Source organism: Caballeronia sp. LjRoot34 (assembly GCF_964253815.1).
Classification (GTDB): Bacteria; Pseudomonadota; Gammaproteobacteria; order Burkholderiales; family Burkholderiaceae; genus Caballeronia.
On record NZ_CAXUSB020000001.1, the window covers coordinates 1,878,480 to 1,898,898 of the forward strand.

The window sequence follows — 20,419 nt, forward strand, 5'->3', positions numbered from 1 at the left end:
AACGGCGATTGATTCAGTCTCTGGAGCAGCCTCTGAGACGCCGGTCACAGTCGCCCACTTCAGCTGGCAAACACACGTCGCGTGTCATACCTATAAACCGGGTGGCTATGTGTCCGTGCCGTTTCGTCGGATCGGATCGGATGGGACAAATCATCGAAGATGTTCCGCAGCAACTTGCCTTCACCGAAGCAGCTTGATGTCATCCAGACCGGTCTGGGTAAACTGGGGGCAACGGCACAGATTTTTTCTATGCCAGCGCTCGGATTGAATGCTTGCTTAGAGGGCAGTTCAAAAAGAGCTCGGAAGGGCTGTTTACTTTTCCACGAAACGGTTAACCTTGGATACCTGAACAACGGATCAAGGAATGCCGGCACCTATCATCGATGACGAATTGTGGGCACTGATCGAACCGCTACTTCCACCGCCCAAACCGCGACGCCAGCGATACCCTGGAAGGTTGCCGGTCTCGGACCGTGCAGCACTCAATGGCATCCTGCTTGTGCTGAAGACAGGAATGCGATGGAACCATCTGCCGACCCGGTTGGGCTTCGGCTCTGGAGCGACTTGTTGGCGTCGGTTGCACGACTGGCAGCAGGCCGGGGTGTGGGACAAGCTGCACGGGCTACTGCTCGACAAGCTGCGCGAATCTGGCCAGCTCGATTTCTCATATGCGGCTGTCGATTCATCGTCCGTGCGAGCCGTTGGGGCGGGCCAAAAACTGGGCCAAACCCCACCGATCGCGCACGACCAGGGTCCAAACACCACGTCCTCGTAGACGCGAACGGCGTTCCTGTCAGCGTGATCGTGACCGGCGCGAACCGCAATGATGTCACGCAACTGCTGCCGCTGGTCGACGCTATCCCGCCGATTCGCGGCACACGCGGCCGACCGCTTCGCAAACCCAAGGTCATCTACGCCGACCGTGGCTACGACTCCGACTCGCATCGCCGCCAACTTCGCGAGCGTGGAATCAGACCGGTCATCGCCAGGCGCCGCACCGAACACGGCAGCGGTCTCGGCAAGTTCCGTTGGGTCGTTGAACGGACTCATTCGTGGCTCCATGGTTTCCGGCGTCTTCGCATTCGCTTCGAGCGCCGATCTGACATTCACGAAGCATTCCTCAAACTAGCCTGCTCACTCGTCTGCTGGAACATCTTCAGCCGAACTGAGCAGCCTTTTTGAACTGCCCTCTTAAAGACTTGGAGTGCGCGAGAGACACGATTTGATGTGACAGAGCCCCGCCAGCGCTTGGGCGACTCGACTTGCGAAGGACACAGCGTTTGCAGACCTCGGATGGGCAAAGGCTCAACTCATGTGCTGCGTGCGCCCGACTGGTGCATATGCTGTCGCCGCCTTTTACGTGATACCGGCCGGGACGTATTGCATCTTTCCGGAGGCGATAACAAGTGGGCGCGGCGTCGGGCGCCGTACTCGTCAGTTCCGGATGAAGGCGAGCAGGTCGGGGTTGATCACGTCGGCATGGGTAGTGAGCATGCCGTGCGGATAGCCCTTATAGATTTTAAGTGTGCCGTTCTTCAGCAGCTTTACCTGGAGCAGGCTGGCGTCGGTGTAGGGGACCACCTGGTCGTCGTCGCCCTGGGTGACTAAAGTAGGTACCGTTATCGCCTTCAGGTCGTCGGTCTGGTCGGTCTCAGAAAATGCTTTGATGCCGTCGTAATGTGCCTTGGCGCTGCCCATCATGCCTTGGCGCCACCAATTGTCGATCACGCCTTGCGAGACCTTCGCGCCGGGGCGGTTAAAGCCATAGAAAGGGCCACTGGCGACGTCGATGTAGAACTGCGCCCGGTTGGCGGCGAGGGCGCTGCGGAAATTATCGAACACCTCGATCGGTGTGCCGCCCGGATTCGTCTGGGTCTTGAGCATCAGGGGGGGAACAGAACTGACGAGCACAGCTTTGGCGACACGGCCCTGCGGTTGACCGTATTTTGCGACATAGCGCGCTACCTGGCCACCGCCGGTGGAATGGCCGATGTGGACCGCGTTCCTCAGATCGAGGTGCTCGACCACGGCTGCTGCATCGGCGGCGTAATGGTCCATGTCGTGGCCGTCGCTCACCTGGCTGGAGCGACCGTGGCCGCGACGGTCATTGGCAATGACACGGAAGCCTTTGCTGAGGAAATAGAGCATCTGCGCGTCCCAGTCATCGGAGCTCAGGGGCCAGCCATGATGGAAGAAGATGGGCTGCGCATCCTTCGGCCCCCAGTCTTTGTAAAAGATATCGACGCCGTCTTTGGTGGTGACGTAGTTCATGGCTTGCGCTCCTGGATGTGCAGAGTGAATGGATGCCTCTTTGCGCGGCGAAGTATCGGCGGCGTGGGAGAAACTGGAAACCGTCGCCGCAGCAACTGCGCCTGCGCTCGCCATCAGAATATTGCGCCTCGATACCGAAGGATTCTGTTCGTTTGTTTGAGAGCTCATTTGTTTTCCGTTGGGAAGAAATTTCGGTGACCAAATCCCGTCGTCGTGGGGATTGGATAAAGTGCTGAATGATCAGTTGCCTCTATTGCGAAAAGCTGGACAACCTTTCGTCGTCTTTAGCTCTATCAAACTCCATCAGGCGCGTCGATGCCGGTCCGGTTTGCCGACCAGAGCCTCGGCCTCCACGTCTGTCAGGTTTTCGATGCCTCCCGCAGCCGTCGCCTCGGCGCAATGACGATGCTCGCTACCCGGAGAAAGAGTGAATGCGAGGTCGCTTCGCCTCGCAAAAGGCCAAACGGGCGTTGCAGGTTATTTATTAACTGCTCGCTGTCGCGGCATCCTCGATGACTTGCGCGACTTCCCGCGGATGAGACAGCATGACGACGTGGCTCGAAGGTAGGGTCGTTGTCGTCGCCTTAATCTGGAGGGCCATGCTGGCTTCGTGCTCCGGTGCGATCATATGATCGTTCGCAGCCACGATGTACCACGAAGGCTTGTTATGCCACGCCGCCTGCGTCGGGTGCGCCCCGAAGATGGAAGCCGCCGTCTGGGGTTGAACCGCGGCGAGAAGCGCCTTCTCTTCCTTGCTTAAGTCCTGCGCCAGTCCGCTTTCGATGCCTTCCACCGACAGGCGCAGAAAGCCGTCGGCCAGTGGATCGAGGTGATCCAGTCCCGAAGGTTTCGGGAAGCCCTGCGCGATTTCTCCGATCGACTGTCCCGCGTCGGGCGCAAAGGCCGCGACATAGACGAGCCCGACGACCTTCGGGTCATTGCCTGCTTCCGTGATGACGACCCCGCCGTAAGAATGGCCGACGAGGATGACCGGACCATCCTGTACTGCGATGGCCCGCCGGGTTGCGGCCACGTCATCCTCGAAGGAGGTGAGCGGGTTGCCCACGGAAGTCACCTTATAACCCTTGGTTTGCAGCAGCGGGATGACTTTGGACCAGCTCGATCCATCGGCAAAAGCGCCGTGGACCAAGACGATGTTTTTTACCGGGACGGTTTGTGCCATGAGTGTTTTTCTCCGGGGAAGCAGCAGAAAGGGCGAGTCTTGAGCCACGGAAGCCCGCAATAATTACGCGAGATTCAACATGGCGGCTGCGCCGATTTTGCTGGAGTTATCCGGAATCGCCGTTACCCGAAATTGCGGCAATTTGACGTTCCTTGCTTATTCTCGACAGTTTTTCCGGAACATCAACGGCGCGATTCCCACTACCCGGCGGAAAGCGCGTGAGAAGTGGCTCAAATCGTCGAAGCCGACGTGGATACCGACTTCGGTAATGCTCAGGTTGCCGTTCTTGAGCAGCAGCCTCGCTCGCTCCATTCGGCAATCAAGAAGATACTGTCCGGGTGTCACGCCCAAGCTACCTTTGAATGCGCGGAGAAAGTGAAAGGGACTCAGTCCGGCGGCACCAGCCAGATCGGACAATGCGATGGGCTGACCGAGTCGTTCGTCGATGTAGGACTTGATAGCACGAATCTGCCGTGGCGCAAGCCGGGGGCCGGCCTTTGACGATATCACCGTGGCCCCCGCATGTTGACTCAGCGCCAGAACGATTGCCGTAGCGATACATTCCAGGCCGACATGGCCCGGTGCGCTGGGCTGATGGCTTTCGTGCCCCAACGCGCGCATCAGATGCTCGATTTTCGGTGGGCACGCCGCCAGAGATTGAACGATCGGGACGGAATGTTTGCCGCCTGCGGACAGCACCAGGGTGTCAAGCTGTACTTGATCAAATGCCAGCGCCACTCCTTCCACCGCGCTTTCGAAACGGACGCCATGCCGGCTTCCCTGGGGCATGACCCAGAGAGAGCCGGGACGAATCCATCTCAGCCCGGAGAACTCGGGGCTTTTAATCTCCGCTCGCGCAGCCGGACCGGTGTAGAGGAAGAGATTGTGTTGTAGAAGCTCGCGTTCAGGGAAGGCCGTCGCTTCAATCGCGTGGTATTCCACATGCAATCCCCGTACAGCCAGATCGGGATGCCGTCTTGCGATATGCGGGACGATCGGAACGATCTGCGCCCCCTGTCGAACCGAAATGGAGTCGTTCATGCTTTTCCGTCTCGTCCATGGGGCGCGGAGCCAGCGTTTCCCGGCGCAAGTCAGATCCGGTTGTCCCACGCTGCGAGTTGCTGTGCCTTCAGCATATCTTCGACTGCCACAGGCACGACGTTGCGGAACTTCCCCGCGTCGGCGGGCACGATCTCGATCATGCGATCGATCATTTCCTGGGCGTCGAGGTGCCCGAGCGGTGACGCCAGCGCCTCGTCGAACTGCGCGCGCAAGTCGGCGCGCCGGGTGATGTTTTTCGCGTCGTCGAGCCACCGGAATGCCGTGTCCGCCATGGTTTCGTTAAAGCCGGTGTAAAAGGCGCCGGGATTGATGGTCTGAACCTTGATGCCATGCACGGCCAATTCCTGCTGCAGTGCTTCGGCAATCGATTCCAGAGCATGCTTGGTCGACGCGTACACGCCCCAGTTCGCGGGGGAGAACAGCCCGCTCATCGACGATGTGAAAACGATCTTCGCCGGCTTTTTCTGCGCGATCCACTTTTTGACAAAGCTTTGCGTGAGGGTGAGCGGCAAGAAAACGTTGACCTCGTAGTTGCGACGAACCAGATCGAGAGGGATCTCGAAGACCGGGCCGCCTTCTCCCATGCCGGCATTGTTCCAGAGGACGTCGATATCCCAGCTCTGGGCAAAAGCCATATCGTGTGAATCAAATAGATCGAGTTTCTCGACCCGCAGGTTGGCGAGTCCGAGCGTCTTGGCTTTTTCGCGCAGCGGTGTGACCTGGGGCGAACATTGCACGGTGGCAATGACGTTGTGACCTTTGCGCGCAAGGCCGATTGCGGCCGCTTCGCCGAATCCGGAGCCGGCACCCGTGATAAGGATAGTCTTGGACATTGCGGATCGTTCCTGAAGATAGGGATGGGATAACGACAAACGACAACTACCTGATTGCCGAAACGCCTGCGACGTCGGCGAAACATGCGTGATGCAAACAGCGGCATGTGCCGCCGTCTTACCTGCCGTTAAGCGTTGCCGCTTCCGGCGCCAGCGATGCAAGAAATTGGCCCAGCAATTCCGCTATGTCACGCGGGGATTCAAGCGGCGACAAATGCCCGGTGCCGCGGAGCACGCGCATGACCGCATGGGGAATGCGGGTGAGCAACTCGGTCTCCAGCGTCGATACGCTGTCGACCCGATCCAGTTCGCCCGCAATCACCAGGGTCGGCACGGTAATCGCGCTCACTGCCGCCGAAATATCTTCCTGACTTGTGTAGCGTGGCCACGCGAGCTTTGCCACTGCGCCGCCACGCAGACTGTCCTCGATCACTTGCTTTCGCTGGTCTTCGGTGAGCAACTTCGCCGTGAGCACATGGTCGATCGTTGCTTCGACCGAAGCGGCAGACGAATAGGCGCTTTCCATGCCTTCGCGCACCTCTGGGGGCAGCGCAAGCGGCGTCGGAGGCGAAGGGGCCACGAGAACCAGCCCGACCAGCCCTTCGGGCTTTTGCGACGCGATGAGTTGAGCGATCTTGCCGCCCATCGAGTGCCCGACCAGCACGAAGTTCGACACGCCGCGCTCGGCGATGACGTCGCGCACATCGTCCGCAAAGTCCGCCAGCGCATAACCTTCGCGGGGACCGTCCGACGCGCCCCAGCCGCGAAGATCCACGGCGAGCGTGTGATGCGCGCCCGGGAGTGCGCCTATGACGTCGCGCCACGTCCTGGACGAGCCGCCCCAGTAGTGCAGGAAGATCAGTGAAGGCGCGCCGCTGCCCTGTTCCTCGACATGGATGTGGACTTTCGTGGATGCAGTTTCCATTGCGTTTCTTCCGGTTGACAGGTCGAGGCGGGGGCTTTGCGACACGTCGAGCACCGACCCGGCAGAATCCCTGTACATCGTCATGGTTCCGACCCCGGCGGCGTGCGCGGGATGGCCTGCGCGATCGGAGCGGGAGATGGTGTAACCTTGAGTGTCGAAACTCTTCATATCCAACATTTGTTGTTTATAAATCTAACATATGTCTGATTCAGATGCAAATCCCGCCAAAGGGAAGCGCACGCGCAGTCCTGTCCAGGAGCGCTCGCTGGAGCGCATGACGCGAGTCATCGAGGCGGCCGAGCGCATGCTGGAAGAGCAGGGCCCCGAAAAGACTTCGATTCCCGCTCTTGCGGAAATGTCGGAGGTGCCGAGGGCCAGCATTTACCCGTTCTTTCCGGACAAATACACGCTATTCGCACATATCGCGCAGATCCACATGCAGCGCCTCAGTGACGCTATCGCGAACTCGGGAGCCGCCCGGACTCGCACGCTTCACACCTGGGTGCGTACGGTGATCGATACCTGCGTGGACTACTACAACGCCCACCCTGCGGCGAGCGTGCTTCTTCTCAACGGTTCTTTCAGCGACGCGGATCGTGCCGCCCACGCCACCAAGAATGCCTCGATCGGGCGTTTGCTACGCGATGCGGCCGCGCGATTTGGCGAACTGCCGGCGTTGCCGCTGTCTCCGGACGTTGCAGCGCTCGCCGTCGAAATTGGGCTTGCCTGCCTGAAGTTCGGTTATTTACAGGAAGGCCGCATCGATATCGCGGTTCGAAACGAGGCTTTGCGGGCGGTCATGGCCTACCTCGATCAATGGCGGGAGGATCGCGAGTCCACCTAGTTATATGGACGTGTCGAATTCCGGTCGACCTACGCTGCTGGAGTGGCGGTCATCTCTATTACCGAAGGGCAAATCGTTGGGGCGTACGGCACCGTAGGCCGCTGCCAGAGTTTGCGAGAAACTCCTGCAGGCGGCCAGTGTGCAGGCGGCGGCCGCCTTTACGATCCGGACTGGCACTCGATCTAAGGACATGTGTCTAATTTTTCGTTTTTCCCTTAAAATTGGACACTTCAAGGTTTCCAGTTGACTACGTCATCATGCATCGAATTGGATTCTTCGTTTGCCGTGGCTACGATCTTCTTGATCTTGCTGGGCCACTTTCGACTTTTAATCAGGTGACCACAGCCGCCGGCCATACCCCCTACGATCTTCAACTAATCTCGCAGGTAGGAGGATCAATTCTCGGCAATGCGGGTCTTCCGATTGAGACAAAGCCGATCGGACGGCGCGTGTTTGACACTGTAATTTTCGTGGGCGGGGATATAGATCCGATGCAAACATCGGAGAACATCGCCGCTGCCAAGAAATTGGGCGCCAGAGCCTCGCGCGTGGCAAGCGTGTGTACGGGGGCGTTTTTGCTTGCGGAAACCGGCTTGCTGGACGACCGGAGAACAACAACGCACTGGCGATACACAACTCAATTGCAGTCACGCTTTCCTCGCACCAGAGTTGAGGGCGATAGCATCTATATAGCGGACGGTCACATTTGGACGTCGGCAGGCATCGCCTCTGGAATAGACTTGGCACTCGCGATGATTGAAACGGATATGGGCGCAGAAATTGCGCGCGCTGTCTCCAGGCTCCTGGTTGTTCCGTATCGCCGACCAGGAGGTCAGTCGCAATTCTCGGCTATGTCGCAGATGGAGCCGGAATCGGATCGCATTCGCATCGCTCTGAACTTTGCCAGGGAACATTTAGCTGAAGCACTACCTGTTGAGAGACTCGCAGATGCTGCAAGATTAAGTCCGCGACAATTCGGACGGGCATTTCGCCGAGAAACTGGTGAAACGCCTGCTAAGGCGGTTGAGCGGTTACGAGTTGAAGCTGCGCGACTACGCTTGCAAGACGGTAGCGAACCGATCGAGCAGATTGCTCTGGCTGTGGGATTCACCGATCCAGAGCGAATGCGGAGGGCTTTCGTCAAACTACATGGACATCCGCCGCAATCAATCCGGCGCGAGAGCAGACTCATGGGCAGCCGATGATCGATCGATGGTCAAACTGCCATCGATTCTGCTGGGGTCGCGTCGGCAAGAAATGTGGAGGGCATCGTACGGAATGAGTAGTTACACAGGATCTAATGCTCGGTCCGCGTACTTGCGAGCGCTGGCAAAGCGTTGTTCAGTGATTTCCTGTGCTCGCGCACGGACGGCGCTCAAGACGTCAGCGGATGCCTTCGTAGGTGAGCCCGAGTCAAACGGCGGTTGCGGATCGTACGCCATGTAGAGTTGGAGTTCTTTTGCTATTTGATCTCCATGGAGAAGTGCGGCCAGGATGAGAGAGCCGTCAATGCCTGATGTAACGCCTCCCGCGCTCACGTAATTGCCATCGATGACGACGCGGTCATCGATGGGGGTTGCGCCATAGAACGGCAGCACTTCCATTGCCGTCCAGTGAGTCGTCGCTTTTCGGCCATGCAGCAAGCCAGCGGCGCCGCAGATAAGAGCGCCGGTACATACCGAGTACACATACAAGGCACGCTTGGCCTGCTCCCGAATAAATGTGAGAACTTCTCCATCGGTTGCGACTTCTTCCTGGCCATACCCCCCGGGAATGACTAGGGCGTGTTCACACTACCTGAGTCCATCGACGATAAGCGCGAAATTGATGAAAGCGATGAACATCACATCCAGCTTGTCGAATCGCGAGAAGATGCGACGGAAGCCTTTGAGTCTTCGGAACAGTCGCTCCACTTCGTTTCGACGTTTGTACATTTCCCGATCGTATTCCCATGGCTCAAGGCGATTGCTTTTTGGCGGGACAACGGGGATGAAGCCCAGGTCAAGTGCGAGTTGTCGCGTCTCGTTGCCCTCATACGCCTTATGCATGAGCAAGTACAGTGGCCGATTCGGTGGCCCGAGGCTTTGTAGCAAGGCTCGTCCTTCGGGGGCATCACCGGCCTGGCCGGGAGAAAGTGAAAACGTTATGGCTGTTCGAGCATCCGAGGCAACCATATGAATCTTGGTAGTCCATCCGGCCCGGCACTTGCCGATGGATTGCGGTCCGTTTTTTTTAATGCGCCAGTCCAGTCTGGATGCACTTTTACAATCGTGCTATCCAGCGAGACTGCCTCGATCCTGACACGAACAATCTGGGCACGCTGCAGTTCGGTAAATGCGCGATCCAGCACGCCACTTTTGGACCAACGGTTCATGCGCGTATAGACCGTGTGCCATCGGCCAAAGCGCTTTGGCAAACCACGCCATTTGCAACCATGCTCAGCAACGTAAAGAATCGCATTTAGCACTTGAAGATTCGACATGCTTACGTTGCCACGCTGACGCGGCAAACAATGTTCGATCTTTTGAAATTGGGCTTCGGTGAGTTCCATTCCCGAAGTTTACAGGTAAATTCAATTAGTGTGAACACGCCCTAGCACATCGAGTTGAGGCGCTTCTCCGAACGAGGTGTCCGGAACCAGCTGCATGCCTCGCATATCTCGCACAACGCCTTTGTCTTTCCACAATGTGTAGAACGTCGAGTTGGGGATACGCGACAGCGCTTCAAATGACCCCGTGAAATCACATTGGTCCATATTTGGAAAGATCAAGCTACCTATCTTCAAGTGCCTATTCTCAGAAATCTTCCTCTTATGCTCCTGCAGTGGCCAAATACCGATGGTTATCGACCGTGTTCGGGCCGACTAGATGTGGAATGTCAAGATGTTGTATTCGTCGAATCTGAGTCTGGAAGGAGGTGTGTCTCTCTGCACTTCTTCCGTCATTAGCCAATCGATTGATGGTTGTCAATATCCGAACCATTCTGTACTACTAGAGACCTTTTGCGAGCAAAGGAATTAGGCGGACGATGCAGGCCGGTTCCGCAAGCAATGGGGCAATCTCGTCGAGGATCGTTGCGAAGGGCTCTGCATTTGCATGCTGCTCTGCGGCAGCAACGTCGTCGAAGGTTTGGATCAACCATATGTCGTCGTTGTCATCGCGCGAGCGCAGCAAAGCGTAGATTCGTGTTCCGCCGTCCGCACTGGCAGCAGCGACTAGCGGTTTGAGCTTTTGCACGAGTGCCTCCGCCTGACCAGGCTTTGCCCGTAGCCGCTCCATCGCCGCGAAGCCCGCTAGAGCCCGGTCGCCCCCGTAAGGCCAGACCTGTTCGCCAGGCTCTCGCACCCGTCCCAGCAGCACAGTCGGCTGTGGCGTGGGGCCGGCGGCGGCGCGCAGTTCGGGCGTTTCTGCAAAGAGCCCTAGCACACGACTTTCCCACTCATCCAGGTATTCGGTACGACGATCCGAGCCGACGTGAGCGACCGACCAGGCATAGAAGGGAGCCATCACATCAAACCCAGCGTAAGCAAGTACGCCATTCTGGATGGACTCGAACCGCTCGGAATGCCGGCTCGGCACCGCTCCTTCGCGCGGTTCGGGCGCGCCAAAGGTCGTACCGATTAAAGCCCGCTTGCCCGTGAGGCCGCCACGCCGGTAGGCGCCAATATCTGGATGGTCGTTGCTATATACGCGGTCGTAGGCGAACACTCGGTCGAACCAACCCTTGAGGATTGCCGGGACATGAAACCAGTAAAGTGGAAACAAAAAAACGACAGCATCGGCCCAGGTGAGCTTGTCAAGTTCGTCCAGGATGTCGGGCGCGTAACCCCCCTCTATTGAAGCGACACGCTGTCGGGACTGATAGTCGGTACCCGAACCCGGTCCCCCGCCAGGGTGGGGTTCGATGAAGTCGGCATCATCGGCGACGGCCTTGAATGCCATGGCGTGCAGGTCGGACACACGTGTGGCATACCCTTGTCGGGCAAGCGTTTCGACAGTGCGATCCAGCATCGCCTTGGCAAACGAGTTCGGATCGTGATGTGCATAGACGATGAGAACATTCTTGAACATGTGACACCTATGTTGGCAATGTTGGGTCAGCGATCATTTGGCTTCAGCGGACCATTGTCGTTCCAGATATCGCGGTGAAGTCTCCAAGCACCGCCCTGTTTCAGAAATATGAGGATCTGCTTGCCGCGCGACTTCAGTTCTCCATCATGGCTCCGGACGATCGAGTCCGACACCTCGGCCACGACTTCGTCGTTACCGTAAAACTCGTAGTTGCTGAAGGTCACCGTATCCGGTGCTTTCCCCGCGTATCCATCCTTGAAATATTTTGTGATCGCTGCGGGGCCCGTGACGCGCTCGCCGCCAGGCTGCAGAAGTGTTCCGTCATCGGTGTAGAGATGCCCAATCGCCTGATAATCGCCTCGTCTGAAGGCATCGGCCCAGCGGTCATTTTCAGCTTTAATGGCTGCCTCCGTGGACGGCCGGGGACCTGCCGCGTAGACGGTAGCGGACATGGCAGCGAGGGCCACAGCAACTGGCAATAAAACAAATTTGGTAAAAATCGATCGCATAGGGATTGCTCAATTTGGTTATCTCGACTACTGAGAAAATCGTGACCGCAGGCAGTCAGCGAGATGATTTCGCACACACTGCCCGCCAACGCTTCAGCGAACGCCCGGAATTCGTGCGAGGCCCTTAGATGCACCGGGCAGCTCCTTGTCGACCATCGCCATCAATTCCGGCCGGGCGTCTCGGGGGTGACCGGAATGGAACGGCGGCGCGGGATCATATTCGATCAAGAGCTGCGTAAATTCGGCGGCCTGTTGACCACGCAGCTTTGCTGCAACGCGAAGGGCGAAATCGATGCCTGCCGTCACACCACCGCCGCTCATGAACCGGCCGTTGTCGTCTTCCACGAAACGATCCGGAACAGGGATGGCGCCATATTCAGACAGTTTGTTGACGAAGGCCCAATGACAGGCGCTTCGCTTACCGTTGAGAACGCCGGTTGCGGCGAGCACGAGTGAACCGTTGCAAACCGACGTAATATATTTGGCACTTTCGGCCAGACGCCGGATTTGAGCCTGATACTCCGGACTCATCGGTGCCGACAAATCAGATCCGCCTGGAACCAGGATCAAGTCAGTTTTATCGATATCGGCCAATCTTTCGGTCTTGCCATAGACGACCCCGAATTCGAGAGTCACCGTGCCACCGTTGAGACTCGCATAGCGGACGTTCGTATTCGGTAGCCGGTGGAAAATCTCGCTAGGACCGGCGAAATCGAGAAGCGTGCCGCCGTCGTAATTCACGATGAGAATATTGAGTGGATCACTCGGGGCCAACGGCCCCTGACTGACTGACTGTGCAAGCGCGGGCGTGGCGCCGCCAAGCAAGGCTCCGCCCCCAAGAACGGCGCCGAGCGCTGCAACGCTGCCAAACTTGAGAACATCGCGACGAGAATGACCTGCTCTGGTGAGCTGTTCGCCGGGAGCGTGATTTTCTCTGTTGTCGGTCAAGATAATTTCTCCTTGCACTTCGGCTCCCTCTGGGGGCGCAGCCGGGTTAGGGCAGATTGGAAAACCACCGCAGCGTAAGACGCGGTGGGGGTGTGATTGAGAGGTGAACGACCCGAGACGACGAGTGCGGCTCTGAAATCGGCAACCGAAGACTTAAAGCTGTGAAGCACCGCCATCCACGACCAGCTCAGTGCCCACGACGTAAGAGGACTCGTCGCTCGCGAGGTAGAGTGCCGCGTAAGCAATGTCTTCGGCCTTTCCCATATGGCCAACCGGAATGGTTTTCGCGAACTCGCTTTTGAAGTTGCGGACGTCCTCGTCCGACATCCCCCATTTGCTGAGCAGGGGCGTCTCCATGCCACCCGGCGCGATCGCGTTAAATCGGATCTTGCGATCGAGAAACTCGTATGACCAACTACGGGCAAGCGATCGCACCGCGGCCTTTGCCGCCGCGGTCAACGAAATGCCATGTTTGCCGGTTTGATCGACGAACGATGTATTGAGAATGACTGAGGAGCCTTCCCGCAAGTCCGGCAGCACCGCTTGAAGCGTGAACACTACGCCCTTGACGTTGATGTCCATGATCTCGCTATAGAGTTCGTCGTCGATGTCATTGAGTGCGGATGGGAAAGCCCAACCAGCGTTGGCGAAAACGACATCCAGGCCACCGAACTTCTCTTTTGCCGCGGCAGCAATCGCCCGCATGTCATTGATTGAACGTACGTCTCCCTTGAGGACGAGCGCATTCTCGCCGAGCTCGGCCTTCACGCGCTCGAACGCCGTCTCGTCGCGACCAGTTACCACCACTCGGGCGCCTTCTGCGATGAAAAGTTTGGCAGTGGCAAGACCGATGCCACTCGTGCCGCCAGTAATCAGCGCTGACTTATTCTTAAGCCTCATATTTGCATTCCTTTCTCTGCTTGGTAATCGGTCAAGCCAAATGGTCGAAGCGCAACCGCGCTTCTCTCAACTTGATTTCGTGGGCAAATTATGGAACACATGGGTAATGACGCAAAGGACGTATAACCCTCAAAAAACGTCATGGATCGCATATCATGAACAACTTGCCGCTGTCGTTCGCGCCACGCGCGCCGCAAGTTCTTTGACCTGCACGTGGCGAACAACAGCCAGTTGGCAGAGCAAAGGCGCTGGCAGACGATCAACGTTCGTCATCGTCAGACCTTGCGGATGGTGACGCCTGCGGCCTGGAGTAGCACGTTCCCAAGGTGTGTGATTAACCTTGCTCACTGCGCCGCGCTCGTTCCCCTGAAGCTCGGCGGTGTCGAATCTCAGACTCATCTGAGACAGCGTCAATGCGGGCGTTTGTGCGCGTGGCAGTACGCCCCTTGGCAGCTTTGTCCATTGCGTTTCTCCCGGACGGTAGGGGGGGGCGTCCGACGAGTGTGCTCGCAAGCGCCAGTCAACCAGCAGCCGGTCGAGTTCGTTCAGCACCGTCACAGGAACGCACGGCTCGCCCAACGCCATGGCAGAACACATGACACGATCCAGCATCCAAGCCGAGACCACCCTTACTACGCGGGACTGGCTTCGACGTGCGCCACGCGACCGCCGCTTCGCCTCGAAGTGTCATACCTTGACGCGACGCCCGTACAAGGGATGCCAACGGTAATGGACTTCAACTTCCTGCCCGATATGGGCAGAATGATCTCGCACTTGCGCTGGGGCGCTCGACCGGGTTGTTTGCAGGACGCGCTGCGCAGGGTCCAGCAAACGGGGCGGCGGCGAACATGAATTTGATTCAGTCTGCGCGGCTAAATGTTCATGATCCGCATGCTGATTCGAAAGATATTCTTGCGCGACTTCCAACTCGGCGAGCAAGAAAAACTGAGGACTTGTTGGCACATCGTTGAAGGGAGTATGCTAATCCAAATGATTTCGTCGGCAAGCAGTTACGCCAACTCATTCCACTCGCGTATCATCACCAAATCTCGGTGGATATCCCCACCGCATTGAAAGCTCATTTCTCCCACTGTCATAAACCCATTACGTTGGTAGAAGCGTATGGCCCTGGCATTCTGATCATTCACCGTGAGTCGGATGCGATTGGAAACACCAGCAAGCGTAGCTGTTAGCAGGAGCTGTGCAGCGCCCGTCCCATGATGCTCCGACGCGACATAGCATCGTTTCAACTCAGGAATGCCATCCGCCAGCGCGATGCTTAAGCGATCGGGCTTGTAGTCGACCAGACTGAAACCCGCGACATCGCCGGCTTTCTCCAGCACCTGCACCTCCTGGCTTGACGTGACCAACGCGGTCTGAAAACACGATAGGGATAGATTTTCGCTGATGTAGCGCTCTAACTCTTCTGCCCGTGTGTCTGCGGGGCACGCCAGCGAAAAAGTAGTTTTCGCGATTCTGCTAATGGACTCAGAGTCATCAGTTATCGCTGGACGCACACGCATTCATCGCTCCTTTGCCTGGTAGAGTGCAGCACGCCCCGACCGTTGAGGACCAGTTGTTCAACTCAAGCGTAACGAAATGGGCCTAGGAAATGCAATCCCATGAATGGATATGTTTTGCCATGAGCAACCGGATAATTATCCGGGAAGACGCCTTTGTTGGACGGTTACCAACGTCGCGGGCCGTACGTGGAAAATCGAAACTGGCGTGCGGGCGACCGATTCGAATGCGGGTTCGATCAATATGAGGTACGCCGACGGCACGGCTGGTACCACCACGTCAGGGCGTTGCCGGCCTGCGCCGTGTTCGCCACGCTACGGGCGCAGGCAAAAAAGCCGCGAGGATTGAGTGCCGCCCACTGTGCAGGTGATTCGACTTATCGAAGCCGTATGTCATCGGCGGCATTGAGAGTCAGGCGTTCAAGCCGCCATCGATCACGAGGCCAGTGCCAGTAATGTGTCGGGCAGACTGGCTGGCTAGATAGGCGACAGCAGTGGCGACGTCACCGGCCGATCCAAACCTGCCTAGTGCCATCTGAGCCCGTAGGCCATCTGCTCCCTTCCCATCCGCCGGGTTCATGTCGGTGTCGGTAGGACCGGGATGCACCAGGTTGACGGTAATATTGCGGGGACCCAGGTCTCGGGACAGACCGCGCGTCAGCGACAGCAGGGCCGACTTCGACATCGAATAAATGGCGACATCGGTCAGAGAAACCCGCTCGGCTAAACAGGAGCCAATGAAGATGATTCTCCCCCCGTTTGGAATGTGCGGGATTGCTGCTCGCGTGGCAAGCACGCTGCTTCTGATGTTCACATCGATAATCTCGTCGATCGTGTCGACCAACATGTCTTCGAGGCGTCCATAGTGCAGCACTCCCGCATTATTTACGAGGATGTCGAGACGGCCGAATTTAGTAACGGCCTCGTTCACAGATCGCGTCACTGCCTCGGCATCGCCGCTGTCCGCCCTGATTGCAAACGCCTGGCGCCCCAGTTTGGTGATCGCATTGACCAGATCGTCCGCCTGACGTTGCGAACTCTTGAAAGTGATAGCGACGTCGGCACCATTTTTGGCGAGTTCCATTGCGATCGCCGCGCCGATGCCCCTCGCCGCACCGGTGACGAGTGCCTTCTTCCCAGCGAGGTCGAACGTCGCTGCTTTTCCGCTTTCGCTCATGGCTTGGATTGCAGATCAGCCTGCCCCGTCTGAATATTCACTGGGACGGACACATGCTCATGGACGATGTACCATCGACCACCAATCTTGCGATAGACGTCCGTAACACGGGCCTTGATGTCGAGCTGTCCGCCAGCTCGCTGCTTGCCATAGAAGTGCTGGGTCATATACGCGTAGGCGAGATCGCCACTGACAGTGATGTTGAGATCGCTGATCTCCAGTCCCGCAGGGCCATCGAACGATGCAAAATAACTGGTGACGTTCTTTTCCTCATCCTGCTTCGTCATCTGACGTGGTGGGACAACGTCAAAGATAAGCACATTCGTATTGGAGGCGTAAAGCCCCATCGTAGCTGCGACATCCTTGGTCCTATTCGCTTCCACGAGACGATCCTCAAGAGCCCGGATCTTTGCTTCCTCTCCCACCGACGTATGCCCGTCGGCCCCAAACGCGGTCGTCGCCAAGGTGAACGTGAGAGCTGCAGAGGACAGTATCCTTAGTGCGGACCACTTTGTTTTCGTCCCTTTATGATCTCGCTGGCTGGCGATAGCCTGACGGCTCCGAGGTGAGAAAGAGCGTCTCGTATTCACCGATCTGGAACATTTTTCTGACGATGTTGGCGCCGCCTGCAAATTCCCCGCGGACGACTTAGCAACGGCAGGACCGATGCCGCTCGTTCCGGCCGTGATCAAGGCTGATCTAGTTTTAAGCTTCATCTTTACGTTTCTTCCCTGGTTCGCTATTGATCAAGCTAAAAGTTCAAAGCACGACTACATTTGCCTTAACTTGATTTCGTGGGCGAATTATGGGATCTGTATAAGATGACGGAAAGGACGTTTAACCCTCAAAAAACGTCATACCCTGCACATCAGTGAAGAACCGGCCGTTGGCGTTCACGCCAGGGCAAACCTGTCCGTCATCTCGACACTGACCTCGCGCAGTCCTCGCAGCTCCACGGCAGGAGTTCACTGGTTTCCCGCCCGCTGCAATCGCCCGTTAGCGTGCTCTTAGCCGATACACCGGCTAGGCTTTCTCGTTAGATTCCAAGACACCATACCGTCATACGTTGTGGCAGCAACAGGCAACCCTGGCCGCTGCTCAATCACGGCGTCCAAGGTGCCAGCGAGAAGCCCATGCCGTCATCGAACATCGCGTAACGCCCGCTTGGCGAGCATGACGGAGCGCCGGCAGATGCCGATCACGCGTTGCCCGTCGGCCACTGGCCGGCGCGCCAGGCCTGTTTCAACGGTAATGTCTTTCGCGGCTTGTGCCGGCTCGCGTCCGCGCAACGTCGCCAGCAGGCTCGACGCGAAGACGATGCGCTGCGCGAGATACTCGGCCAATCCCTGTTCGGCCAGAAAGTCGGCGCGCCGGCGTAGCGCGTCCTTGACCTCGGCCCCAAGGCAAGCCGCCCAGGATGCGGTGCGCGAGGCAGTACGATTCGCCTACTGCCTGGTCGCCACGAATCGCAACCGCGCTTTGTCCATTGAAAGGCGCAGTATGGATGTATTGGTTGAGGGCCACGACCACCGCTATGATCGTGGGTTTTCCGCGCCGGCTCGCTACGGGCTTACCCGTCTCCAGGTCAACCGTATAAATCGAATAACCACCCATTGACTGTGCAGCCGTGGCTCGTTCGGCATGTCCGGTGCCGACGCATCGTGGAACGTCACCAGAACCCGGCGGGCGTGAGCGTGGCCATAGCGGGGTGCTTGAATATATCGGGCGGATCCTAGGGTAACGGAGTCGGCGTCTCATGGTCAGGCGGCACTCTCGCTGTTGCCATTTTGGTAGCAACGCGCGAGCGTTGAAGCTTCCGGCGTCGTCAAGGGCAAATTCGGCTAGTCGAGCCAAGTGGCTACGGCATCCCAAAACCGGCGGTAGCCTATCCTGCAATAGATGAAGAAAGTAGTGTTGGTGGAGGTAGGTAGCGAGGGCGATGGGCGTTGTGGCTGCCGGGGCAAGGGCTTTGAAGACTGGATTGGCGAGCCGCAGGGCGCCTGGTTGAGCAGATCGGTAGAGGTTGTCTCAACACAAACTCCGGGATCGTGGGAAATGGGTGCCCAGGCGACCCGCGCTCTGGTTGTGCGCAAACGACCGGTGTTGTATCGACACAAGATAGGCTGCGACGGGATAAACCGCAGCGGTGAGGCGAGGGATGTCGCGGGAGAACTTGTGTGAAAACAACCCTTGCGGCAACGGATGAGGGTGCGGTGGCACTGGCGATGCCATTGATTCAACACAAGGCGTGCGGCGATGATTCTTCGGGCGGCGTCTTGTGTGAAAAAAGGCTCGCGTGACGGGGTGAGGGCGCGACGGCAGGGGTTATCGCGTTGTATCGACACAAGGGTGCTGCGATGAGAAGGCGTTGGGGGTGGCTTGTGTGAAAACAAGCCTTGCGGCAACGGATGAGGGTGCGGTGGGACTGGCGGTGCTGTTGATTCGACACAAGGCGTGCGGCGATGTGACGACCGTGGCGGTGAGGCGATGATTCTTTGGGCGGCGTCTTGTGTGAAAACAAGGCTCGCGTGACGGGGTGAGGCGCGACGGCAGGGGTTATCGCGTTGTATCGACACAAGGGTGCTGCGATGAGAAGGCGTTGGGGGTGGCTTGTGTGAAAACAAGCCTTGCGGCAACGGATGAGAGTGCGGTGGCACTGGCGATGCCATTGATTCAACACAAGGCGTGCGGCGATGATTCTTTGGGCGGCGTCTTGTGTGAAAACAAGGCTCACGTACACGGGTGCGCGTGCGACGGCACGGGTGGTGCCGTTGTATCAACACAAGGCCGTGGTGCGACGGGACAAGCGTCACGGCGAGGTGAGGTTGGCAGAGGATGGCTTGTGTGGAAACAAGGACCAGAGGACCAGCCGATGAAGTCGCGGGGCGGGGGGCCTCACCTGATCCTCGCAGCAGGGTTGTGGTACCGGTGACGGACTGCTCAGGTTCTCGCGACCAGATCGGGATGATGCTCTTTCAGCCATTCGGACACCGTGGACAGAATGCTGTTCGACAGTTGCAAGGCGTCGTTCAGCGTCTGCGCATCCACGGACTCAAAACCGTCGTATTTGCTGTTGCGAAGGTCGAGCAGCGTTTCGAGTTCGTCATGCACGCCGCTGCTCAAACCAAGCGTACCGGCGAGTCCTTCTAGTGCGATGCGGTGATGACCGGGTCTGGAAGCGATGCGAAATCCCTGTGCAGCAAAGACCGCCAGCGCGCAGAAGAGAATTGCATCATAGGCCGCGTCGAGCCGTGTCGGGCCTGACACGCCTGTATGCTGCGCATCCCGGTATTTCTGTACTGCGGCGCGCAGTTGTGACTGGATGGTCTGCCGGTTTCTGGTGCGCTCCTGGCGGACCAGATCGGGTTCGTCCTGGGACAGCGAGAGCGGGTTACGCACTGGCATACGCGAACTCCCCCTTTAACGGGATAAAGGGACTCGACACGACATTGCTGGCAAAACCTTCGCCGTCAGCGAGCTTCTCCTCGAAATCCCGGCGTGAAGCGACGGTTGCATGAATCTGGCGATGGTGTTTGCGTCCGACTGGTTTGAGCCGGGCATTGACCTTCAGGCTGCTCAGGTGGTCACCGAGGACCAGCACGTCAATATCGGAGCGGGCCGATTCATCGCCTCGGGCAACCGACCCGAACACGACAGCCGCCTCGGCCTGCTCGGGGAGAGCGTCTGCAATGTCGGCCAGTACTTCGTCGCTGCGGCGGGCCATGTCAGTCAGTCCCGCCAGCAAGGGGTCGTCGCCTGCCTGATAGGTGATGTGCTGCCCCTGCTCGACCCGCTTTGCCAGCCCGACCTCGGTCCACCTGCGCAGCCACCTGGAAACGTTGCCGCGATCGGCGCCCGCCATGCGGGCCAGTTCAACCGTTGTGTAACTGCGCATTGGGTCTTGATACAGGGCGCGAAGCAGGGCAAAGCGTTGCACCCCGCCGAATAGTTCACTGAGCATTGCGTTTTTCATATTCGTCTCGATGTGTGATATACATCAATGATGTCAAATGTACAGCGCAGAGGCGTTCACGTCAAGATGTTCAATGTACATCACTCATGTGCATTACACATCTTCCAGCCGTATGTTCGAGTTCAGCGAGAGCCCGGGCTGGCGCGACGTGGTGCCGGTCGTGGAAGGTGAAGGCCAGAGGGCCCGTTAACCACGTGTCGCGTC

Annotated in this window: 22 protein-coding genes and 1 pseudogene; 6 read left to right on the plus strand and 17 right to left on the minus strand. The window is 58.0% G+C overall.

Translation table 11 applies throughout. From position 1 onward, the window contains the following. Positions 1–364: 364 nt before the first annotated feature. Together ACSQ36_RS08470 and ACSQ36_RS08475 are read left to right on the plus strand one after the other, a co-directional pair. On the plus strand, positions 365–775 hold the full coding sequence (locus tag ACSQ36_RS08470) for an IS5/IS1182 family transposase (RefSeq protein WP_062093255.1): 411 nt from the start codon (positions 365–367) through the stop codon (positions 773–775). After that, a complete protein-coding gene (locus ACSQ36_RS08475; RefSeq protein WP_286162053.1) occupies positions 685–1,182 on the plus strand; it encodes an IS5 family transposase in 498 nt (165 codons plus the stop codon). Before ACSQ36_RS08470 ends, ACSQ36_RS08475 begins: the two co-directional genes overlap by 91 nt. Positions 1,183–1,434: 252 nt before the next feature. Here the strand turns inward: ACSQ36_RS08475 and ACSQ36_RS08480 are convergent, their stop codons facing one another. Beyond that, positions 1,435–2,271, minus strand: coding sequence for an alpha/beta fold hydrolase (locus tag ACSQ36_RS08480; RefSeq protein WP_436181583.1), 837 nt, complete (start codon positions 2,269–2,271; stop codon positions 1,435–1,437). 28 nt (positions 2,272–2,299) lie between these two features. On the opposite strand from ACSQ36_RS08480, the gene ACSQ36_RS08485 reads away from it, so the two are divergent. Further along, positions 2,300–2,431 (plus strand): hypothetical protein, encoded by a 132-nt coding sequence (locus ACSQ36_RS08485; protein ID WP_436181584.1) that lies wholly within the window; start codon positions 2,300–2,302, stop codon positions 2,429–2,431. Between the two features lie 324 nt (positions 2,432–2,755). On the opposite strand, the gene ACSQ36_RS08490 is transcribed toward ACSQ36_RS08485, so the two are convergent. From ACSQ36_RS08490 to ACSQ36_RS08505, 4 genes are all read right to left on the minus strand, one after another. Further along, the gene (locus tag ACSQ36_RS08490; RefSeq protein ID WP_436181585.1) at positions 2,756–3,454 is read right to left on the minus strand and encodes an alpha/beta fold hydrolase; all 699 of its coding nucleotides are present in this window, start codon (positions 3,452–3,454) and stop codon (positions 2,756–2,758) included. A 156-nt stretch (positions 3,455–3,610) separates the two neighbouring features. After that, positions 3,611–4,495 (minus strand): helix-turn-helix transcriptional regulator, encoded by an 885-nt coding sequence (locus ACSQ36_RS08495; protein WP_436181586.1) that lies wholly within the window; start codon positions 4,493–4,495, stop codon positions 3,611–3,613. A gap of 50 nt (positions 4,496–4,545) precedes the next feature. Next, positions 4,546–5,349 carry an SDR family oxidoreductase gene (locus tag ACSQ36_RS08500; RefSeq protein WP_436181587.1) on the minus strand — a complete coding sequence of 268 codons (804 nt, stop codon included), beginning with the start codon at positions 5,347–5,349 and terminating at the stop codon, positions 4,546–4,548. Positions 5,350–5,467: 118 nt separating this feature from the next. Continuing rightward, positions 5,468–6,274, minus strand: a complete 807-nt coding sequence (locus ACSQ36_RS08505; RefSeq protein ID WP_436181588.1) for an alpha/beta fold hydrolase — start codon at positions 6,272–6,274, stop codon at positions 5,468–5,470. A 199-nt stretch (positions 6,275–6,473) separates the two neighbouring features. Here ACSQ36_RS08505 and ACSQ36_RS08510 point away from each other — a divergent pair, with 199 nt between their 5' ends. Further along, on the plus strand, positions 6,474–7,118 hold the full coding sequence (locus ACSQ36_RS08510) for a TetR/AcrR family transcriptional regulator (RefSeq protein ID WP_436181589.1): 645 nt from the start codon (positions 6,474–6,476) through the stop codon (positions 7,116–7,118). Positions 7,119–7,375: 257 nt separating this feature from the next. Then, a complete protein-coding gene (locus ACSQ36_RS08515) occupies positions 7,376–8,323 on the plus strand; it encodes a GlxA family transcriptional regulator (protein WP_436181590.1) in 948 nt (315 codons plus the stop codon). A gap of 81 nt (positions 8,324–8,404) precedes the next feature. On the opposite strand, the gene ACSQ36_RS08520 is transcribed toward ACSQ36_RS08515, so the two are convergent. The 10 genes and pseudogenes from ACSQ36_RS08520 to ACSQ36_RS08565 all read right to left on the minus strand — a co-directional run. Then, on the minus strand, positions 8,405–8,893 hold the full coding sequence (locus tag ACSQ36_RS08520; RefSeq protein ID WP_436183129.1) for a DJ-1/PfpI family protein: 489 nt from the start codon (positions 8,891–8,893) through the stop codon (positions 8,405–8,407). 18 nt (positions 8,894–8,911) lie between these two features. Next, positions 8,912–9,669, minus strand: a protein-coding gene (locus ACSQ36_RS08525) for an IS5 family transposase (protein WP_436181591.1) whose coding sequence is annotated in 2 segments (ribosomal slippage) — positions 8,912–9,354 and positions 9,354–9,669 — 759 coding nt in all. Because the reading frame shifts where the segments join, the coding sequence is not laid out codon by codon here. Between the two features lie 439 nt (positions 9,670–10,108). Then, on the minus strand, positions 10,109–11,188 hold the full coding sequence (locus tag ACSQ36_RS08530) for an NAD(P)H-dependent oxidoreductase (RefSeq protein WP_436181592.1): 1,080 nt from the start codon (positions 11,186–11,188) through the stop codon (positions 10,109–10,111). A 26-nt stretch (positions 11,189–11,214) separates the two neighbouring features. Beyond that, positions 11,215–11,640, minus strand: coding sequence for a YybH family protein (locus ACSQ36_RS08535; RefSeq protein ID WP_436183130.1), 426 nt, complete (start codon positions 11,638–11,640; stop codon positions 11,215–11,217). Between the two features lie 150 nt (positions 11,641–11,790). Next, positions 11,791–12,645, minus strand: coding sequence for a DJ-1/PfpI family protein (locus tag ACSQ36_RS08540; RefSeq protein WP_436181593.1), 855 nt, complete (start codon positions 12,643–12,645; stop codon positions 11,791–11,793). 153 nt (positions 12,646–12,798) lie between these two features. Continuing rightward, entirely contained in the window at positions 12,799–13,545 is a 747-nt protein-coding gene (locus tag ACSQ36_RS08545; protein ID WP_436181594.1) for an SDR family oxidoreductase, read from the minus strand. A gap of 1,010 nt (positions 13,546–14,555) precedes the next feature. Further along, complete coding sequence (locus tag ACSQ36_RS08550; protein ID WP_436181595.1) at positions 14,556–15,068, minus strand: GNAT family N-acetyltransferase; 513 nt, start codon at positions 15,066–15,068, stop codon at positions 14,556–14,558. 409 nt (positions 15,069–15,477) lie between these two features. Beyond that, positions 15,478–16,242, minus strand: coding sequence for an SDR family oxidoreductase (locus tag ACSQ36_RS08555; RefSeq protein WP_436181596.1), 765 nt, complete (start codon positions 16,240–16,242; stop codon positions 15,478–15,480). Beyond that, entirely contained in the window at positions 16,239–16,958 is a 720-nt protein-coding gene (locus ACSQ36_RS08560; protein ID WP_436181597.1) for a nuclear transport factor 2 family protein, read from the minus strand. The genes ACSQ36_RS08555 and ACSQ36_RS08560 overlap by 4 nt, the downstream gene beginning before the upstream one ends. 291 nt (positions 16,959–17,249) lie before the next feature. Next, positions 17,250–17,642: pseudogene (locus ACSQ36_RS08565) on the minus strand (DUF3363 domain-containing protein); the annotation flags it as partial. A 777-nt stretch (positions 17,643–18,419) separates the two neighbouring features. On the opposite strand from ACSQ36_RS08565, the gene ACSQ36_RS08570 reads away from it, so the two are divergent. Further along, positions 18,420–18,542, plus strand: a complete 123-nt coding sequence (locus ACSQ36_RS08570; RefSeq protein WP_436181598.1) for a hypothetical protein — start codon at positions 18,420–18,422, stop codon at positions 18,540–18,542. Positions 18,543–19,182: 640 nt separating this feature from the next. On the opposite strand, the gene ACSQ36_RS08575 is transcribed toward ACSQ36_RS08570, so the two are convergent. After that, entirely contained in the window at positions 19,183–19,641 is a 459-nt protein-coding gene (locus ACSQ36_RS08575) for a hypothetical protein (protein ID WP_436181599.1), read from the minus strand. Next, on the minus strand, positions 19,634–20,215 hold the full coding sequence (locus tag ACSQ36_RS08580) for a nucleotidyltransferase domain-containing protein (protein ID WP_436181600.1): 582 nt from the start codon (positions 20,213–20,215) through the stop codon (positions 19,634–19,636). The genes ACSQ36_RS08575 and ACSQ36_RS08580 overlap by 8 nt, the downstream gene beginning before the upstream one ends. Positions 20,216–20,419 lie beyond the last annotated feature (204 nt).

What these genes read in the sequence shown, in the direction of transcription:
- ACSQ36_RS08470 (WP_062093255.1), top strand. Translation starts at nt 365, where the DNA reads ATGCCGGCACCTATCATCGATGACGAATTGTGGGCACTGATCGAACCG.
- ACSQ36_RS08480 (WP_436181583.1), bottom strand. Translation starts at nt 2,271, where the DNA reads ATGAACTACGTCACCACCAAAGACGGCGTCGATATCTTTTACAAAGAC.
- ACSQ36_RS08485 (WP_436181584.1), top strand. Translation starts at nt 2,300, where the DNA reads ATGGATGCCTCTTTGCGCGGCGAAGTATCGGCGGCGTGGGAGAAACTG.
- ACSQ36_RS08490 (WP_436181585.1), bottom strand. Translation starts at nt 3,454, where the DNA reads ATGGCACAAACCGTCCCGGTAAAAAACATCGTCTTGGTCCACGGCGCT.
- ACSQ36_RS08495 (WP_436181586.1), bottom strand. Translation starts at nt 4,495, where the DNA reads ATGAACGACTCCATTTCGGTTCGACAGGGGGCGCAGATCGTTCCGATC.
- ACSQ36_RS08500 (WP_436181587.1), bottom strand. Translation starts at nt 5,349, where the DNA reads ATGTCCAAGACTATCCTTATCACGGGTGCCGGCTCCGGATTCGGCGAA.
- ACSQ36_RS08505 (WP_436181588.1), bottom strand. Translation starts at nt 6,274, where the DNA reads ATGGAAACTGCATCCACGAAAGTCCACATCCATGTCGAGGAACAGGGC.
- ACSQ36_RS08510 (WP_436181589.1), top strand. Translation starts at nt 6,474, where the DNA reads ATGTCTGATTCAGATGCAAATCCCGCCAAAGGGAAGCGCACGCGCAGT.
- ACSQ36_RS08515 (WP_436181590.1), top strand. Translation starts at nt 7,376, where the DNA reads ATGCATCGAATTGGATTCTTCGTTTGCCGTGGCTACGATCTTCTTGAT.
- ACSQ36_RS08530 (WP_436181592.1), bottom strand. Translation starts at nt 11,188, where the DNA reads ATGTTCAAGAATGTTCTCATCGTCTATGCACATCACGATCCGAACTCG.
- ACSQ36_RS08535 (WP_436183130.1), bottom strand. Translation starts at nt 11,640, where the DNA reads ATGTCCGCTACCGTCTACGCGGCAGGTCCCCGGCCGTCCACGGAGGCA.
- ACSQ36_RS08545 (WP_436181594.1), bottom strand. Translation starts at nt 13,545, where the DNA reads ATGAGGCTTAAGAATAAGTCAGCGCTGATTACTGGCGGCACGAGTGGC.
- ACSQ36_RS08550 (WP_436181595.1), bottom strand. Translation starts at nt 15,068, where the DNA reads ATGCGTGTGCGTCCAGCGATAACTGATGACTCTGAGTCCATTAGCAGA.
- ACSQ36_RS08555 (WP_436181596.1), bottom strand. Translation starts at nt 16,242, where the DNA reads ATGAGCGAAAGCGGAAAAGCAGCGACGTTCGACCTCGCTGGGAAGAAG.
- ACSQ36_RS08560 (WP_436181597.1), bottom strand. Translation starts at nt 16,958, where the DNA reads ATGAAGCTTAAAACTAGATCAGCCTTGATCACGGCCGGAACGAGCGGC.
- ACSQ36_RS08580 (WP_436181600.1), bottom strand. Translation starts at nt 20,215, where the DNA reads ATGAAAAACGCAATGCTCAGTGAACTATTCGGCGGGGTGCAACGCTTT.